We start from the raw sequence: 13,133 nt of genomic DNA on the forward strand, positions 1-13,133 counted from the left end.
TTAAGAACCAATTAAATAAAAATAAAAAATTATGGCTTTAGAAATCACAGATGCAAACTTCGAGGAAGTTGTATTAAAATCAGATAAACCCGTTTTAGTTGACTTTTGGGCAGAGTGGTGTGGTCCGTGTCGTATGGTTGGCCCGGTAGTAGATGAAATTTCAAGAGAATACGAAGGAAAAGCAATCGTAGGAAAAGTAAATGTAGACAACAACCCTCAAATTTCCACTCAGTTTGGTATTCGTAATATCCCTGCTTTATTGTATTTCAAAGGCGGTGAGGTTGTAGACAAACAAGTTGGGGCAGTGCCTAAATCTGTTCTTGCAGGTAAATTGGATAAGCAATTGTAATCCATTATATACATTAAACAAAAAGCGCCATCCTTTTAGGATGGCGCTTTTTGTTTAATGTAATTCTTTCTTAGATTTACAGTATGCAGCCACCCATAGATCATCAGTACCTGAGTGCCCTGGACAACCTGGAATTATTGGCCAGACAGGTGGTAGAGGGGTTTATAACTGGACTTCATAAAAGCCCGTTTCATGGTTTTTCAGTAGAGTTCGCTGAGCACCGGCCTTATAATGCAGGGGACAATGTAAAAAATATTGACTGGAAGCTTTTTGCCAAAACAGACAAATTGTATAGTCGGAGGTATGAAGAAGAAACTAATTTACGCTGTCAGTTTGTGGTGGACATCTCTTCCTCTATGTACTTTCCCGATCAGAAGTATAACAAGTTAAGGTTTTCTGTTCAGGCTGTGGCGGCTTTAATTTTCCTGCTAAAAAGACAGAGAGATGCTTTTGGACTGACTCTTTTTTCGGATCATGTGGTGTTAAATACAGCAGCCAAATCAACCGGTGCACATCAAAAATATCTGTTCTCCCATCTGGAAGAAGTATTGAAAACAGAAAGTCTCAAAATTCAGACAGATCTTTCGTATGCCTTGCACGAGGTAGCGGAATTGATCCATAAAAGGTCATTGGTCGTGGTGTTCAGTGATTTGATGGATACAGTACGGAGTGAAGAAAAGACCACAAAATTATTTTCAGCTTTACAGCACCTGAAGTTTAACAAGCATGAGGTGATCTTGTTTAATGTGACAGATAAAGCGAAGGAAGTTAATTTTGAATTTGACCATAAACCTTATTTGTTTGTGGATATGGAAACAGGGGAGTCTTTAAAAGTACACCCCTCGAAAATTAAAGAAACCTATCAGGAACAAATGCGGGCATACAGACGCTCGGTAGAGCTCAAATGTGCACAGTATAAAATTGACATCATAGATGCGGATATGGCGGCAGGTTTTGTACCTGTGCTGCAATCCTATCTGCTCAAGCGTGAAAAAATGAATTAATCCTTTTTCCTACCGTCCCGGTAACGGTTCAGAAGTTCCTTTTTAAAGGTTTCCTGTGCCCTGTAGTATTTTCCCACCACTTTAATCGGTAGACTCGATTTAAGTTGGGCATAGTATTTTTTTTCTATATTTAGTGCTTTCTGTTTGAAATTCAGTTCATTGGAAATCAGACTTTCAACTTGACTGTCTGACAAATCTTCTATTTCAGTTATTTTTCTGAAGCTGATCATTTTCTGCGCACGTTCTAAACGAAGGGCCGCCTGTTCTTTTTGCCAGTTTTCATAAATGGGCCAGAAAATCTTTGATTCCTCGGGCGTAAGTTCCAATTTATTGGTTAAGTAGGCGACTTTATAGGATTCAATTTCTTTGTTACCTTCCTGATGGCGTTGTCCTGAAGCAAACTGACTGAGACAAATAAGTAAGGCTGATATCAATAGATTTTTCATTGGAATGAGATTTTATATTTACTTGCAGGGCTTTGCTTATCCATTAAAAATTGGAAGCAATATCGTTCTGTGAGTAATTGTTTAAAATATAATCTTCCAGTTCCTTTTGGGTGGCACTGGTTGTTGTTTTTGAGTCCTCGGTCTGAACGTGGTCAATAATAGCCTGTTCATCTATGTCGAATAGAATTTGCTCATTGGCCAGATCAGGATTGGTGTTGGCAGATACAGACGGGTGATTATTCAAATACAGGCCCAGGGCGGTTACGACAACAAAACAAGCCGCGGTTGAATATTTAAGCAGATCTGAATTCCACCATCTGACCATCTTTACCTTCTTTGCAACAGAAACCTGAGGTGATATCCTGGAAAGAATTTGGGCATTAAGCTGTTCAAAATAAAGATCAGGAACCTTAAACCCATGATGATCTGAATGGTTGACCATTTGCTCTAAACTCAAACGGGTTTGTATTCTCTCGCTGAGGTCATTAAAATAACTTTCCGGAACAGTGAAGTTTGCGCCGCTTAGTTTATTTTTTAACTTATCTTCTAGTTCGTCATTCATAACAGTTATATGGATAGGTTAAATTGCAAAAGGTTTAAAAGGATATGTCATCATTTAACAAGAAAGTTTCAATTTTTTTTGCTGCAATATGAAAGGAGGCTTTTAATGCCCCTACGCTGGTTCCCAGGATTTCTGAGATCTCTTCATATTTTAAGTCATCAAAGTATTTCATGTTAAAAACAAGCCTTTGTTTTTCAGGAAGGGTCAGTAAAGCCTGCTGAAGTTTCATTTGTAATTTATCTCCGTCGAAATAAGCCGAGGCCACAAGATTCTCGGCAAGCTCCGGTGAAACTTCGTCCAAAGGGGTGTTGTTTTTTTGTTTTTGCTTGTTCAGAAAGGTTATCGATTCATTGGTTGCGATTCTGTAAATCCAGGTATATAGCTGTGAATCGTTTCTGAATTTTTCCAGGTTCTTCCAGACTTTAATGAAAACTTCCTGCACCAGGTCATCGGTGTCATCATGGTCGATAACCAGACGCCTGATGTGCCAGTATATTTTTTGCTGGTATTTTTGAAGAAGCAGGTTAAAGGCTTCGTTCCGAGTTTTCTCTACGGAGAACTTCTCTAATATTTCTTCATCTTCAACCTGCTTCATGTAAGCTTATTTCCTTTTAATCACTTTTTGAACAGCCTTGACAATATCTATGGTATCTAAACCATATTTAGTCATGAGCTGATCTGGTGTTCCGCTCTCTCCAAAACTATCATTAACCGCAACAAATTCCTGAGGGCTTGGTAATTCTGTAGACAATAAACGAGCCACACTTTCTCCCAGACCACCAAATTTATTATGCTCTTCAGCAGTCACAATGCAGCCTGTCTTTTTTACAGATTTCAGAATGGCTTCTTCATCCAAGGGCTTAATGGTATGTATGTTAATGATTTCGGCATCAATGCCTAATTCTGCAAGTTGTTCTCCTGCTTCAATCGCTTTCCAAACCATATGACCTGTAGCAACAATAGTCACATCGGTGCCTTCGTTCACCATCCAGGCTTTACCAATTTCAAATTTTTGGTCCGGATCTGTAAATACAGGGATTACTGGTCGGCCAAAACGCAGATAGACTGGTCCCTCATGTTCCGCAATCGCTATTGTAGCCGCTTTGGTTTGGTTATAATCGCAGGTATTGATTACGGTCATACCTGGTAACATTTTCATCAGGCCGATGTCTTCCAGAATTTGGTGAGTTGCACCATCTTCACCCAGGGTTAAGCCTGCGTGGGAAGCACATATTTTTACGTTTTTGTTGGAATAGGCAACAGACTGACGGATTTGATCGTAAACCCGGCCTGTTGAGAAATTAGCAAAAGTTCCGGTAAAAGGAATTTTTCCACCAATAGTCAGACCTGCAGCGATTCCGATCATGTTGGCTTCTGCAATACCAATTTGGAAGAAACGTTCTGGGAATTCCTTAATAAAGGCGTCCATTTTTAAGGAGCCAACAAGGTCTGCACAAAGAGCAACAACTTCGGGGTTATTTTTTCCAGCTTCCAGAAGTCCGGCTCCAAATCCGGAACGGGTATCTTTCTTTTCTGTATATGTATATTTTTTCACGTTCTTATTTGTTTTTAAAGGTGTTCAAGCTTGAGCTTGCGGGCTTTCTTTTTAGTAATCTTGAAGGCTACTGTGTAACTGTCCAAGCGCATTAGCAAGTTGCTCATCGTTAGGAGCAACACCATGCCATTTGTGGGAACCCATCATGAAATCAACACCAGCACCCATTTGAGTACTCATTAAATTTAAGATAGGTTTGCCTTTACCGGTTAAGGTCTTTGCATAATGAAGTGCTTTTACAATAGATTCCATATCATTGCCACCAGACTCAATGACATGCCATCCAAAAGCTTCAAATTTAGCTTGCAGGCTCTCCAGAGATAATACTTTCTCTGTTGGACCGTCGATTTGCTGTCCGTTGTAATCTACAGAAGCAATCAGGTTATCCACTTTGTTGAACGGGGCATACATAATGGCCTCCCAGTTCTGGCCTTCCTGTAATTCTCCGTCACCATGTAAAGAATATACAATAGAATGATCTTTATTCAGTTTTTTCGCCTGTGCAGCACCAATAGCCACAGACATCCCCTGACCCAGTGATCCAGAAGCAATTCTAATTCCAGGTAAATGTTCGTGGGTCGTCGGATGTCCCTGCAATCTTGAATTTAATTTTCTGAAAGTTGCAAGTTCAGCAACTTCAAAAAAGCCTGCGCGAGCCAGGACGCTATAGAAAACAGGAGAGATATGGCCGTTAGAAAGGAAAAACAGATCTTCTCCCTTACCGTCCATTGTAAAATCAGTGGAATAATTCATGATCTCAAAATACAGTGCGGTCATATAATCTGCGCATCCTAAAGATCCTCCCGGATGTCCGGATTGACACCCGTGAACCATTCTTACAATATCCCTTCTTACCTGAGAAGCAATATCTTCTAATTCATTGATTGTATGTTTCATTAAATTGTAAAAGTGTTAATACTGGTAAATGTAATTACTTACCTGTTTAACACGGTAGTTAGCCAAAAATACATCTTCATTTGAATTTCAAGGCATCTTTTTATGAAAATAAAAAGGTCATAGCGAAAGCCATGACCTTTTCAATATTTACCGGCCCTGTTTACAGGTTGTATTCTTTCTCAATGACAGACAAAATCAGATCTTTGACTGTAATTCCCTTTTGTGCGCCAAGAATTTTTAATGCTTTCAGTGCACTTTTTTTCATACGTAAAGGGTAGGTAACGGTTTCTTCTCCTGCTTTTAAAGTGGTTTTATCTTCCTTTACATTCTCTTTTACCGGGGAATTAAATAAAGCAGAGACTCCACCCAGGTTTTTATTGTTGTCTTCTATATCACCAAAGCTTTTCTTTGCCATAATTTTATAATTTTAGTAAAATTTCATCTGTCAGACTTTCATAATCCATTGCCCCGTTTGAGGTGGGCGCATATTCGAAAACGTCTACTCCTTTGAGCTGGGCTTCTACCAAAGCGACATTGATCCGGATGGAAGTATCAAATAGTTTATCATTGAAGTACTTTTTGATGCTTTCAGTGATTTGTTCGGTAATCACTCTTCTTGGATTGATTTTGGTAATAAATACGCCACCGATGGTAAGATGTTCATTGTAATGTGTTCTTACGTCAGAAATAATAGATACGAGACGGTCAATTCCCCTGTACGCGAAATACTCAGCTTCTAGAGGGATAAGTACAGTATCTGCAGCAACCAAAGCATTCACGGTAAGCATTCCCAGGGCAGGTGCGCAATCAATCAATACATAGTCATATTTTTCTGCTATGTTTTTTAAGAGCCTTTTTAAAATAGTTTCCCTTCCAAGTCTGGAAACCAGTTCTATTTCTGCCCCCAGCAAGTCCAGGGAAGATGGGACAAGGTCTAAATATTCTGAAACGGGCTCAATTGGCAGAGGAGCGTCCTCTTTTATGCTATCGTAAATGGATACTTTAACATCCCTGAAGCCAAGCCCTTCTGTCAGATTGGATTGAGGGTCGATGTCAATGAGTAACGTTTTTTTCTTTGCACGTGCCAGTCCTGCACCAATATTAAGGGTTGAAGTTGTTTTTCCTGTGCCACCCTTATGATTTATAACGGCTATAATCTTCATATCAATATATCTTTATACAAGTACACAATGATACAAAGATATATTGATATGTATATGTAATGAGGTCTTCTTATTTGTTGGTCTGAAGGTAAACTGCTTATTTTTAAGGATATATTTTAGTTGTAAATGTATATTGATGTTAAGATATGTAGATGTCAATATGTATAGGTATGTTGATTTTTGAGGTATAAATAGATGTAAAGATATCTGGATATATAGATGTCTTTTGACTATTGCTTCTTTGGTTTAAGCAGAAACTTTTAACGGTGGACAAAAAGGATTGTAATAAAAAATGACCTCGAGATTGAGGTCATTTTAAAAGGGTATTTTTTGCCGTAACCAATTGTGGGGGCGATGGAAATTATTTTAAGAGCTCCAATACCTGCGCCGTGGAATTTTTGGTGTCCACTTTTTCTATGATATGAGAAATGATGCCTTTCTCATCAATCAGGAAAGTTTTGCGGGCAATGCCCATGTATTTTTTACCGTACATGTTTTTTTCAACCCACACGCCATAGGCCTCCACAATTTTTTTATCCGTATCGGCCACAAGGGTAAAGGGAAGATTGTGCTTGGTTGCAAATTTCTGATGTGATTTTTCGTCATCTACGCTCACACCCAGGACAACAATACCTTTAGCGGTGAGGCCCTGGTAATTATCTCTGAAATCACAGGCTTCAGCAGTACAGCCCGGTGTATCATCTTTTGGATAAAAATACAGGACGATTTTTTTTCCTGCAAACTGGTCAAGGGATATGGCATGGCCATTCTGATCTGTAGAACTGAAACCTGGAGCCTGTTGGCCTTCTTTAATTTCTGTCATATGATTAAGGGTTATTTATAAAAATCAATGGATAAGGACCGTGAATTGTTTTTTACATCATCAACAATCAATTTTAAACTATGTTTTCCCGGGCTCAGTTGAGGGTCAAAGCTATGCCATAAAGTGGCAGTTTTAGCATCAAATTCCATCAATACCCATTTCCCATCAATATAGCCGTTAAAACTTTTAATACCCGATAAATTATCCCGGATTTTAAAGATCATTTTACTGATCCCTTTCATGCTTTTTCCCTGACTAATATTTACGGGGCTAATTGTAGGAGCAATCGTATCTATTGAAATAAAATAGCTACCGAAGGTTCTGGGCTTGGCTTTTACATAACCATTTTCAAAATAGCCGCCCTGAGAGCCTCTTCCCGTGTTTACAATCACTGCTTTGTCTTTGTATTTCAATAGGGCAGAATCTGCTTTTATCCACAATTCAAAGCCAGTATGTAAAGGGGTCTGTGCATTGTGGATCTGATGAACAGCAGAAAATGCATTTACGGCAGGTTTGGGGTGCTGTGCATAAGTGAAGTTCAGGTCATTGTATAGATTTCCTGGAGGAATAATGACTTTAACTTCATTATTGCTGAATTCATTGTTTTGATTGTAAGGAAAAAGTATTCCGGCTGGCTGCTCTTTACTTGCGATGATGGCTTTAGCATCCCCTTTGACATTAAATTCAAGGGTACTTTGATTTCCCTTTGCATCCGATATGATGTATTTAACTGCATAGGTCTTCCCATCCTGGAATTCGATCCTTCCGTTGTTTACCAGGTTGAAGTAAATCTGTAGCGGGTTTCCGGGATCTACAAAACTCTTTTGTATCACTCTTTTGGTATTCAGATAAGCTGGATAATCAATATGAGAATTTACCGCTTTACTGTTCTCAAACTTAAATTTTTCCAGGGCGGAAGTATAAACTGATTTTCCGTCAACTTCAAGTTCAATGGAATAAACCCCATTGGTTCCCGAGGCACCATTATGTTTATCTGTTACGGTAATCCCAAAACCGACTTCTCCACCAAGGTGTATGGTTGTGACCTGATTGAGGTGATATTTACCCGCAGATCCGCTGACCTGGAAATATTGTTTGGGGGTAAATTCATTAAAGGCTTTGTTGTTTAGACGATATACATACATCGCATAAATTACCGGCGGAATGTTATCCGGTATTTCGAGTCCGAAAAGCTGAGGATTAATCGTCGCTTCTGTTTTGGTGTCCCTGACTTCAAAGTGAAGGTGAGGACCACCTGAGCTTCCTCTGTTGCCCGACCATGCAATCAGGTCTCCTTTATGGACCGGAATAGTTAATGCAGAAGGAAATTCATCTATCTCAAAAGACTTTTTTGCATACTCTGCTTTTTCTGCGAACTGGGCAATTTTAGGATTAAAGCGCTGTAGGTGACCGTAAACAGTGGTGTAGCCGTTCGGATGATTGATATAAAGGGCAAGACCAAAACCGCTGTTTTGAATTCTGACCCTTGAGATATAGCCGTCTGCAACAGCATATACAGGGTAGCCTTCCTGCTGATTGGTGCGGTAATCTATTCCTGAATGAAAGTGATTTGGCCTGATTTCTCCGAAGGATCCGGCCAGGGCAGGGGGACTGATATCCAGGGGAGGCCTGAAATCTACAAGAGGGTATTTATTTGTACTGAATATTTGCTGTGCGCCGGCTGAAAGAGAAAAACAGGTAAGACAAAACAGTAAAGTGTAAGATCTAAACATCAAAATTATTTTATATTAAAATTAAGCAGTTGCTCTCCACATAACCAAGCTTCCAAATGATCACCTTTATGAATTTGTCCAACACCTTCGGGTGTCCCTGTAAAAATCAGGTCTCCTTTTTTTAAGGTGATGTAGCTGGATACAAAGGAGATTATTTTCTCAAACGGGAACAGTATATTTTTAGTATTGCCACGCTGACGAGGTTCTTTGTTGATATCGAGTTCAAAGGAAAGGTCATAGAGGTCTGCAAATTTCCCTTTGGGAACAAATGAACTGACCACAGCAGAATTGTCAAAAGCTTTAGCCAGTTCCCATGGCAGGCCTTTTTCCTTATGGATACTTTGAATATCCCTTGCTGTAAAATCGATGCCCAGGCCAATTTCTTCAAAATAATTCGAAGCAAATTTTTCCTGTATATGTTTTCCTTCCTTACTGATTTTTAGGATAACTTCAAGCTCATAATGTATATCAGAGGAGAAATCCGGAATATAAAAGGGTTTATTGTCTTTTAATACCGCTGTGTCGGGTTTCATAAAAATAACAGGGACTTCCGGGACGGGATTGTTTAATTCTTTAGCATGCGCGGCATAATTGCGGCCAATAGCAATAATCTTCATAAGGAATCAAGTTAAAGAGGTAAAAGTACTAAAGAAATAGCTGTTTTTTATAAAACAGAAATCCGTTTTACAATGGTTTCCGGACCTGCAACGATCCGTAAAAAATATATTCCACTGTTTAGACGGTTAGGTATAGTAAAGCTTTTGGTGAGTTCTCCGGAGGATGTACGTTCATTACTTAAAGAAATAACCTCATTTCCTAAAAGATCCATGATTTTAATGGATAAATTGGTTTCCCTTTCCAGTTTCAGTGTCACATTGATCTGATCGTCAACAGGATTAGGGTATACTTTAAGAACAGTAAGCAATTTTTCTTGTTTGGAAGAGGTACCCTTATTGCCGGATGATAAAAAATTATTGTAAGGAATCAGACCAAAAAGCGGTTTGTAAGAAGGAACATTTGCTTTGATTTGAGGGGTCTTGCTGTATTTTTTTGCACGGGTACTGTAATAGATACTATCTGACTTTTGTGCCAAAACATCCAGGCTGCACAAAACACTCATGCAAAAGATGCAAATGGTGTATAAAATGAGCGCTATTTTGGATTGTTTATTCATTTCGATTATCAGCAAAAGTATAAATTATAAAACAAAAAAATCAAACTTTTTGTTTATAAAAGTAAGTTTTAACAATATTTAACAATATTTAGCGTATATCAAAATTAAAATATTTTAATGTGTTGACTTACAGCTTTTTATTTATTTTGTTTAGATTGTGACTTTTACATTATTTAAATTTATTTCTGATCTGAAGGCGTGTCAAACCATAAAAGTATTAATAATTTATCCTTCGCAGGACTTCTGATCAGTTTAGGGATAGTTTATGGTGATATCGGGACCTCACCCTTGTATACCCTCCGGGCTATTTTTAACACCGTGGATGAAGCCGGACAAGCAATTACACCAGCTGTTGTCCTGGGTGCTTTATCCTGTATCATCTGGACATTAACACTTCAAACCACCATAAAATACGTGGTCATTACCCTTCGGGCAGACAACAAAGGGGAGGGAGGGATTTTTTCTTTATACTCTCTTGTGCGCAAAAAGGCAAAATGGCTGGTGATTCCTGCAATGCTTGGTGGTTGCGCTTTGTTGGCGGATGGGATCATTACCCCTAGTATAACGGTAACTACAGCGATAGAAGGTCTACAGGTTAAGTTTCCCTGGTTTCAGGTGATCCCTGTGGTCCTGACCATCATTGTAGCTTTGTTTATTATACAGCAATTTGGAACAAGTTTGGTGGGGAAATTGTTCGGGCCGATTATGTTTCTTTGGTTTGCGACACTCGGGGGGCTTGGAATTGTGTATGTCTTTCAGGATTTTACCATTGTCAGAGCGTTAAACCCATATTATGCGGTTCATCTCATCGCAACAAACCCCAAGGCCCTGGTGATACTTGGTGGCGTATTTTTATGTACAACGGGTGCCGAGGCTTTATACTCCGATCTGGGACATTGCGGTAAACAGAACATCCGGGTAAGCTGGATGTTCGTGAAAAGTACATTGATTTTAAATTACCTTGGACAAGGGGTATGGTTGCTCCAGCACCCCAGTTATAACGGCGAATTGAATCCTTTTTATCAGATTGTACCAGAATCGTATTTACTGCCCATGGTGGCCCTTGCAACTATTGCTGCGGTCATAGCCAGTCAGGCGATGATTACGGGATCTTTCACTTTAATTGCAGAAGCAGTTCGCCTGAACCTCTGGCCCAAAGTCAGAATTAATTATCCGAGTAATCAAAAGGGACAAATTTATGTTCCATCCATCAATTGGCTTTTATGCGCTGGCTGTATTGCTATTGTGCTTGTTTTTAGAAAATCCATCAATATGGAAGGTGCGTATGGACTGGCCATTAACCTGACCTTCCTGGCCACTACAATTCTGGTTGCGGTTTATATGCGAATGAAAAAGGTCCCCTTGTACCTTATTGCCATTTTCCTGGTGATATATGGTTTACTTGAACTGGCATTTCTGGCAGGGAATATGACTAAGTTTTTCCATGGTGGATTTGTCACTTTATTTATTGGTGCGGCCCTATTCACTGTGATGTGGAGCTGGTTTGCTGCACGCCGGATCAAAAACCGATTTGTGAAATATGTGGAAATTGAAGATTATTTTCAGATTATTGATGAACTGAGCAGAGACGATTCTGTCCCTAAATATTCTTCCCAGCTGGTTTACCTGACCAGTGCAAATTTTAAAACAGAAATAGAATCCAAAATTATATATTCCATTATCCAGAAAGAACCCAAAAGAGCCGATATTTACTGGCTTGTCCATGTAGACGTGGTAGATGAGCCATTTACGAGCGATTATAAAGTAGAGTTTCTTATTCCTGGAAAACTGATCCGGATTGATTTTAAGTTGGGCTTCAGGGTAGAGCAGAAAGTTAATCTTTTATATAGAAAAGTGGTTGAAGAACTGGTGAAAAATGGAGAGGTTGACATTACCAGTCAGTATACCTCTCTTAAGAAACATAAAATTGCCGGTGATTTCCGTTTTGTCCTGCTGGAAAAACATTTGTCAAAGTTTACATCTTTGAGCTTGTACGAGCGATCAGTTTTACATTATTATTTTATTTTAAAGAGACTTAGTCTCTCTGAAGAACAAGGTTTTGGACTTGATTCCAGCTACGTTGATGTAGAAAAAGTCCCTTTAATTTTTGTAACACCAGATGATATCGAATTGAACAGACTATCCGTTTGATGCGACTGGATTCGATGTCTTGGACAGCAGGGGCTTAGCGATTGCCATCATCTGGTGCTTTGTTTCCCCCTCGCCGGCTATGTTCTTTCCATTTGGACCGGAACTCAGTGCGTTCTTCCTCATTCATGTTTTGCCATTTTTCACTGATTTCCCTACTGCGGCCAAATCCGGGCCGACCTCTGAAACGGTTACCGGGACCAAAATTGCCAAACAAAATCCTGCATAGGACGAGCAGGCCTAGGGCCTGCCAAAAATTTAGCTTTCCAGCGGAACTGACTTCAGGTAAAATGGAATTCCATAGCTGCATAACCGCATAACTTAATAAGATACTAAAGAGGATTATTGCCGGTAGGACGAATAACCATTTTTTATCGGGACGCTTTCTAAAATCTCTGTTGCGCATAATTGAAAATTTTAATAGTTTATAAATTCCTGATATAAGTTGAACAAACGGTAGCGCAGGTGTTTTACTGCATAACCTTTTCGTGATATTAGCGTTTTAATGTTTTCACCTGTTGCCTTCGCCAGGTCCTGAAAGGTTTTTTCTTCAAGTTCATTTTGAATAAATACATTGCGCTGGTTTTCCGGCAGTTCATCCAATGCCGTAAAAAGCTGTTCCCAAAACAGTTTTTTTAGCTCTTCAGCTTCCGGAGTGCTGCTGTCAGTCATTAAGATCTCCCTGAAGTTAATTTCCCCTTCGTTATCTTCATAGGCAAAGTCTTCAAGAAATTCATGATGTTGCTTTCGGTATTTATCTGTTATTTTATTTCGTGCAACCCTATGTAGCCAGCCACTAATTTGTTCAATAGCATTGGCTTCAGGTTGATTACTTAACTGGTACCAGACTTCCTGCAAAATATCTTCTGCATCTTCTTCTGTGTTTACCCTGCTGCGGATAAAGCTGAATAGGCGTTTACCATATTTTGTAACCGTTTGAATTATATTTTGAGACTTTTCTGCAGGCAATTTCTTTTAAATTTAATAGGGTAGACGATTTAAGTTTCAATTTACTTTAAATGGGGCCAATTTTTTTTAAAAAAAAGAAGGCTCCGGGGAGGAGCCTTGGTGCCGGGAATCGCTCCGGGCAACTATAGGGATAATTAGGAGGGCAAATCAAAAGCTTTCGCTTATCTTCTATCTAATATAAGTTTTTAATATTGTATTTCATATGTTTAGGTCTGTTTTATTTGCCGATGGGTTTTTAAAGTTTTTGATCCTACCTGCTTATAACTAAAAGAGGCCAGCCTGTTTGGGCTGGCCTCTTTTAGTTTCATAT

16 protein-coding genes are annotated in these 13,133 nt (G+C 39.2%); 3 read left to right on the forward strand and 13 right to left on the reverse strand.

All coding sequences use genetic code 11. The annotated features are described in order from the left end of the window. Positions 1–31: 31 nt before the first annotated feature. Positions 32–349 (forward strand): thioredoxin, encoded by a 318-nt coding sequence (trxA, locus tag B0O44_RS17590; RefSeq protein ID WP_110833419.1) that lies wholly within the window; start codon positions 32–34, stop codon positions 347–349. Positions 350–432: 83 nt separating this feature from the next. Then, entirely contained in the window at positions 433–1,353 is a 921-nt protein-coding gene (locus tag B0O44_RS17595; protein WP_110833422.1) for a DUF58 domain-containing protein, read from the forward strand. Here B0O44_RS17595 and B0O44_RS17600 read toward each other — a convergent pair. From B0O44_RS17600 to B0O44_RS17650, 11 genes are all read right to left on the reverse strand, one after another. Beyond that, the gene (locus B0O44_RS17600; RefSeq protein WP_110833425.1) at positions 1,350–1,799 is read right to left on the reverse strand and encodes a hypothetical protein; all 450 of its coding nucleotides are present in this window, start codon (positions 1,797–1,799) and stop codon (positions 1,350–1,352) included. The two genes, B0O44_RS17595 and B0O44_RS17600, sit on opposite strands and share 4 nt — an antisense overlap. A 43-nt stretch (positions 1,800–1,842) precedes the next feature. Continuing rightward, on the reverse strand, positions 1,843–2,361 hold the full coding sequence (locus tag B0O44_RS17605) for a hypothetical protein (RefSeq protein ID WP_110833427.1): 519 nt from the start codon (positions 2,359–2,361) through the stop codon (positions 1,843–1,845). 34 nt (positions 2,362–2,395) lie between these two features. Next, positions 2,396–2,956 carry an RNA polymerase sigma factor gene (locus B0O44_RS17610; protein ID WP_110833430.1) on the reverse strand — a complete coding sequence of 187 codons (561 nt, stop codon included), beginning with the start codon at positions 2,954–2,956 and terminating at the stop codon, positions 2,396–2,398. A gap of 6 nt (positions 2,957–2,962) precedes the next feature. Continuing rightward, entirely contained in the window at positions 2,963–3,916 is a 954-nt protein-coding gene (locus B0O44_RS17615) for a transketolase family protein (protein WP_110833432.1), read from the reverse strand. Positions 3,917–3,967: 51 nt separating this feature from the next. Further along, positions 3,968–4,813, reverse strand: a complete 846-nt coding sequence (locus tag B0O44_RS17620) for a transketolase (protein ID WP_110833434.1) — start codon at positions 4,811–4,813, stop codon at positions 3,968–3,970. A gap of 160 nt (positions 4,814–4,973) precedes the next feature. Beyond that, positions 4,974–5,228: a hypothetical protein gene (locus B0O44_RS17625; protein ID WP_110833436.1), complete on the reverse strand. Its 255-nt coding sequence runs from the start codon at positions 5,226–5,228 to the stop codon at positions 4,974–4,976. A 4-nt stretch (positions 5,229–5,232) separates the two neighbouring features. Beyond that, on the reverse strand, positions 5,233–5,976 hold the full coding sequence (locus B0O44_RS17630; protein WP_110833438.1) for a ParA family protein: 744 nt from the start codon (positions 5,974–5,976) through the stop codon (positions 5,233–5,235). A gap of 361 nt (positions 5,977–6,337) precedes the next feature. After that, complete coding sequence (bcp, locus tag B0O44_RS17635) at positions 6,338–6,799, reverse strand: thioredoxin-dependent thiol peroxidase (protein ID WP_110833442.1); 462 nt, start codon at positions 6,797–6,799, stop codon at positions 6,338–6,340. A gap of 11 nt (positions 6,800–6,810) precedes the next feature. Then, positions 6,811–8,532: a M23 family metallopeptidase gene (locus B0O44_RS17640; protein ID WP_110833446.1), complete on the reverse strand. Its 1,722-nt coding sequence runs from the start codon at positions 8,530–8,532 to the stop codon at positions 6,811–6,813. Between the two features lie 5 nt (positions 8,533–8,537). Next, positions 8,538–9,149 (reverse strand): fumarylacetoacetate hydrolase family protein, encoded by a 612-nt coding sequence (locus tag B0O44_RS17645; RefSeq protein ID WP_110833448.1) that lies wholly within the window; start codon positions 9,147–9,149, stop codon positions 8,538–8,540. Between the two features lie 47 nt (positions 9,150–9,196). Further along, on the reverse strand, positions 9,197–9,706 hold the full coding sequence (locus B0O44_RS17650) for a T9SS type A sorting domain-containing protein (RefSeq protein ID WP_245943693.1): 510 nt from the start codon (positions 9,704–9,706) through the stop codon (positions 9,197–9,199). A 198-nt stretch (positions 9,707–9,904) separates the two neighbouring features. Between B0O44_RS17650 and B0O44_RS17655 the strand changes: the two genes are divergently transcribed. Then, a complete protein-coding gene (locus B0O44_RS17655; RefSeq protein WP_110833452.1) occupies positions 9,905–11,857 on the forward strand; it encodes a KUP/HAK/KT family potassium transporter in 1,953 nt (650 codons plus the stop codon). A gap of 34 nt (positions 11,858–11,891) precedes the next feature. Here B0O44_RS17655 and B0O44_RS17660 read toward each other — a convergent pair whose 3' ends face one another. After that, positions 11,892–12,260, reverse strand: a complete 369-nt coding sequence (locus B0O44_RS17660) for an HMG-box domain-containing protein (protein ID WP_211321404.1) — start codon at positions 12,258–12,260, stop codon at positions 11,892–11,894. An 11-nt stretch (positions 12,261–12,271) separates the two neighbouring features. Then, complete coding sequence (locus B0O44_RS17665) at positions 12,272–12,823, reverse strand: RNA polymerase sigma factor (RefSeq protein WP_110833454.1); 552 nt, start codon at positions 12,821–12,823, stop codon at positions 12,272–12,274. Positions 12,824–13,133: the final 310 nt, after the last annotated feature.

Source organism: Pedobacter nutrimenti (assembly GCF_003208655.1).
Taxonomy (GTDB): domain Bacteria; phylum Bacteroidota; class Bacteroidia; order Sphingobacteriales; family Sphingobacteriaceae; genus Pedobacter; species Pedobacter nutrimenti.

Bases quoted from the DNA above. Each gene is read 5' to 3' on its own strand.
- B0O44_RS17595 (WP_110833422.1), top strand. From the start codon at position 433: ATGCAGCCACCCATAGATCATCAGTACCTGAGTGCCCTGGACAACCTG.
- bcp (WP_110833442.1), bottom strand. From the start codon at position 6,799: ATGACAGAAATTAAAGAAGGCCAACAGGCTCCAGGTTTCAGTTCTACA.
- B0O44_RS17605 (WP_110833427.1), bottom strand. From the start codon at position 2,361: ATGAATGACGAACTAGAAGATAAGTTAAAAAATAAACTAAGCGGCGCA.
- B0O44_RS17640 (WP_110833446.1), bottom strand. From the start codon at position 8,532: ATGTTTAGATCTTACACTTTACTGTTTTGTCTTACCTGTTTTTCTCTT.
- B0O44_RS17600 (WP_110833425.1), bottom strand. From the start codon at position 1,799: ATGAAAAATCTATTGATATCAGCCTTACTTATTTGTCTCAGTCAGTTT.
- B0O44_RS17645 (WP_110833448.1), bottom strand. From the start codon at position 9,149: ATGAAGATTATTGCTATTGGCCGCAATTATGCCGCGCATGCTAAAGAA.
- B0O44_RS17625 (WP_110833436.1), bottom strand. From the start codon at position 5,228: ATGGCAAAGAAAAGCTTTGGTGATATAGAAGACAACAATAAAAACCTG.
- B0O44_RS17660 (WP_211321404.1), bottom strand. From the start codon at position 12,260: ATGCGCAACAGAGATTTTAGAAAGCGTCCCGATAAAAAATGGTTATTC.
- B0O44_RS17610 (WP_110833430.1), bottom strand. From the start codon at position 2,956: ATGAAGCAGGTTGAAGATGAAGAAATATTAGAGAAGTTCTCCGTAGAG.
- B0O44_RS17620 (WP_110833434.1), bottom strand. From the start codon at position 4,813: ATGAAACATACAATCAATGAATTAGAAGATATTGCTTCTCAGGTAAGA.
- trxA (WP_110833419.1), top strand. From the start codon at position 32: ATGGCTTTAGAAATCACAGATGCAAACTTCGAGGAAGTTGTATTAAAA.
- B0O44_RS17630 (WP_110833438.1), bottom strand. From the start codon at position 5,976: ATGAAGATTATAGCCGTTATAAATCATAAGGGTGGCACAGGAAAAACA.
- B0O44_RS17650 (WP_245943693.1), bottom strand. From the start codon at position 9,706: ATGAATAAACAATCCAAAATAGCGCTCATTTTATACACCATTTGCATC.